This window comes from Massilia glaciei (assembly GCF_003011895.2).
Classification (GTDB): Bacteria; Pseudomonadota; Gammaproteobacteria; order Burkholderiales; family Burkholderiaceae_D; genus Telluria_A; species Telluria_A glaciei.
In genome coordinates this window covers 1-364 of sequence record NZ_PXWF02000013.1, presented here as the reverse complement: position 1 = coordinate 364, position 364 = coordinate 1, and the positions used below count along the sequence as shown (strand labels likewise).

At 48.6% G+C, this 364-nt stretch carries 1 protein-coding gene; it reads left to right on the top strand.

Features of this window, described 5'->3' with window-relative positions; genetic code table 11:
- Nucleotides 1-157: 157 nt before the first annotated feature.
- Nucleotides 158-364, top strand: a 207-nt coding sequence (locus C7C56_RS00620) for an Imm71 family immunity protein (protein WP_229457810.1), incomplete at its 3' end; no start/stop codon positions are given.

Sequence of the window (364 nt, the reverse complement as noted above, 5' to 3'; positions counted from 1 at the left end):
CGTGGGTATGCGTGAGCAATTGAACAAGCGCTGTTTCGGAAGACACTGGTTGCGACTCGTCGGGGTTTTTTTGAGCTGCTAAATAGAAGAGTAACAACTAAAGGCAGACAGCATGAGCATATTTGGAATTCTCAATCTTAGTTGGTCTGAGGGCCTAATGACGCAAGACGACCGGAGGATGATTTTTTGGTATTTAAAGCGGAAGACGAGTTACACCGCCTGGCGTCGTGAGGCAGAAGCCTTTGACCGTTTCGCAGATATTTTCGAGCGACAGGTGCGGGAGGAGCCAGTTGCGTCGCCGAATAACTCAATTTGGGGAACGAATTGGGAAGAGTTCTATCCTGACATTCTTAAGACGCAGGTC